Genomic DNA, 2,953 nt, shown 5'->3' with positions numbered 1-2,953 from the left:
TGTATTGAATTTATCTTGAATACAACAACTGTTTGGGTGTTGTATAGTCAAGCCTCACGAGCAATTAGTATTGGTCAGCTTCACACGTCACCGTGCTTCCACACCCAACCTATCAACGTCCTAGTCTCGAACGGCTCTTTAGAGGAATAAATTCCTAGGGAAATCTTATCTTGAGGTAGGCTTCCCGCTTAGATGCTTTCAGCGGTTATCCCTTCCGAACATAGCTACCCGGCGATGCCACTGGCGTGACAACCGGTACACCAGAGGTTCGTCCACTCTGGTCCTCTCGTACTAGGAGCAGATCCTCTCAAATTTCCAGCGCCCACGGTAGATAGGGACCGAACTGTCTCACGACGTTCTAAACCCAGCTCGCGTACCTCTTTAAATGGCGAACAGCCATACCCTTGGGACCTGCTTCAGCCCCAGGATGAGATGAGCCGACATCGAGGTGCCAAACACCGCCGTCGATATGAACTCTTGGGCGGTATCAGCCTGTTATCCCCAGAGTACCTTTTATCCGTTGAGCGATGGCCCTTCCATACAGAACCACCGGATCACTAAGACCTACTTTCGTACCTGCTCGACTTGTGGGTCTCGCAGTTAAGCGCGCTTTTGCCTTTATACTCTACGCGTGATTTCCGACCACGCTGAGCGCACCTTCGTACTCCTCCGTTACTCTTTAGGAGGAGACCGCCCCAGTCAAACTACCCACCAGACATGGTCCTCGTCCCGGATTACGGGACAGAGTTAGAACCTCAACATTACCAGGGTGGTATTTCAAGGACGGCTCCATTGGAACTAGCGTTCCAACTTCAAAGCCTCCCACCTATCCTACACAAGTAAGGTCAAAGTTCAATGTCAAGCTGCAGTAAAGGTTCACGGGGTCTTTCCGTCTAGCCGCGGGTACACTGCATCTTCACAGCGATTTCGATTTCACTGAGCCTCTGCTGGAGACAGCGCCGCCATCATTATGCCATTCGTGCAGGTCGGAACTTACCCGACAAGGAATTTCGCTACCTTAGGACCGTTATAGTTACGGCCGCCGTTTACTGGGGCTTCGATCAAGAGCTTCGCTTACGCTAACCCCATCAATTAACCTTCCAGCACCGGGCAGGCATCACACCCTATACGTCCACTTTCGTGTTTGCAGAGTGCTATGTTTTTAATAAACAGTTGCAGCGGCCTGGTTTCTGCGGCTGCCAACCGCTCAGGGAGCAAGTCCCATCACCGTCAGCAGCGTACCTTCTCCCGAAGTTACGGTACCATTTTGCCTAGTTCCTTCAGCAGAGTTCTCTCAAGCGCTTTGGTCTACTCGACCTGACCACCTGTGTCGGTTTCGGGTACGATTCCTGTGTAACTGAAGCTTAGAGACTTTTCCTGGAAGCATGGTATCAGCCACTTCACTGTACAAGTACAGCTTGCTATCGACTCTCAGCATAGAGCACCCCGGATTTGCCTAAGATGCATGCCTACGGTCTTCCACCTGGACAACCAACGCCAGGCTGACTTAACCTTCTCCGTCCTCTCATCGCATTACACAGAAGTATTGGAATATTAACCAATTTCCCATCGACTACGCCTCTCGGCCTCGCCTTAGGGGTCGACTCACCCAGCCCCGATTAACGTTGGACTGGAACCCTTGGTCTTTCAGCGAACGGGTTTTTCACCCGTTTTGTCGTTACTCACGTCAGCATTCGCACTTCTGATACCTCCAGCATACTTCTCAATACACCTTCATCGGCTTACAGAACGCTCCCCTACCACTTGACTAATGTCAAATCCGCAGCTTCGGCACATAGTTTTAGCCCCGTTACATCTTCCGCGCAGGCCGACTCGACTAGTGAGCTATTACGCTTTCTTTAAAGGGTGGCTGCTTCTAAGCCAACCTCCTAGCTGTCTATGCCTTCCCACATCGTTTCCCACTTAACTATGATTTTGGGGCCTTAGCTGGCGGTCTGGATTGTTTTCCTCTTGACTACGGACGTTAGCACCCGCAGTCTGTCTCCCGGATAGTACTCATTGGTATTCGGAGTTTGCATCGGTTTGGTAAGTCGGGATGACCCCCTAGCCGAAACAGTGCTCTACCCCCAATGGTATTCGTCCGAGGCGCTACCTAAATAGCTTTCGGGGAGAACCAGCTATCACCAGGCTTGATTAGCCTTTCACCCCTATCCACAAGTCATCCCCTGGCTTTTCAACGACAGTGGGTTCGGTCCTCCAGTTAGTGTTACCCAACCTTCAACCTGCTCATGGATAGATCGCCTGGTTTCGGGTCTATACCCAGCAACTAAACGCCCTATTAAGACTCGATTTCTCTACGGCTCCCCTATTCGGTTAACCTCGCTACTGAATATAAGTCGCTGACCCATTATACAAAAGGTACGCAGTCACCGAACAAGTCGGCTCCCACTGCTTGTATGCATGCGGTTTCAGGATCTATTTCACTCCCCTCACAGGGGTTCTTTTCGCCTTTCCCTCACGGTACTGGTTCACTATCGGTCAGTCAGGAGTATTTAGCCTTGGAGGATGGTCCCCCCATATTCAGACAAGGTTTCACGTGCCTCGCCCTACTCGTCATCATTATGTGTGCCCTTTCGTGTACGGGAATATCACCCTCTACGTTCGCACTTCCCAGAGCGTTCCACTAAAACACACATAACTTAATGGGCTGATCCCCGTTCGCTCGCCGCTACTAAGGGAATCTCAATTGATTTCTTTTCCTAAGGGTACTGAGATGTTTCACTTCCCCTCGTTCGCTTCATAAACCTATGTATTCAGTTTATGATACCCGCCTTATAGCGGGTGGGTTCCCCCATTCAGAAATCTCCGGATCAAAGGATATTTGCCGCCTCCCCGGAGCTTTTCGCAGGCTATCACGTCTTTCATCGCCTCTGACTGCCAAGGCATCCACCACATGCACTTAATTACTTGACTATACAACCCCAAACAGTCG

Annotated in this window: 1 rRNA gene; it reads right to left on the bottom strand. The window is 50.7% G+C overall.

The features are described from left to right. Window positions 1-43 precede the first annotated feature (43 nt). Window positions 44-2,934: ribosomal RNA gene (locus IRT38_RS17325) — 23S ribosomal RNA — on the bottom strand. Window positions 2,935-2,953: the final 19 nt, after the last annotated feature.

The sequence above is a fragment of the Acinetobacter sp. SK-43 genome (assembly GCF_015351505.1).
Taxonomy (GTDB): Bacteria; Pseudomonadota; Gammaproteobacteria; order Pseudomonadales; family Moraxellaceae; genus Acinetobacter; species Acinetobacter junii.
The sequence above is the reverse complement of the archived record's forward strand: the minus strand, read 5'-3'. Positions and strand labels throughout refer to the sequence as shown.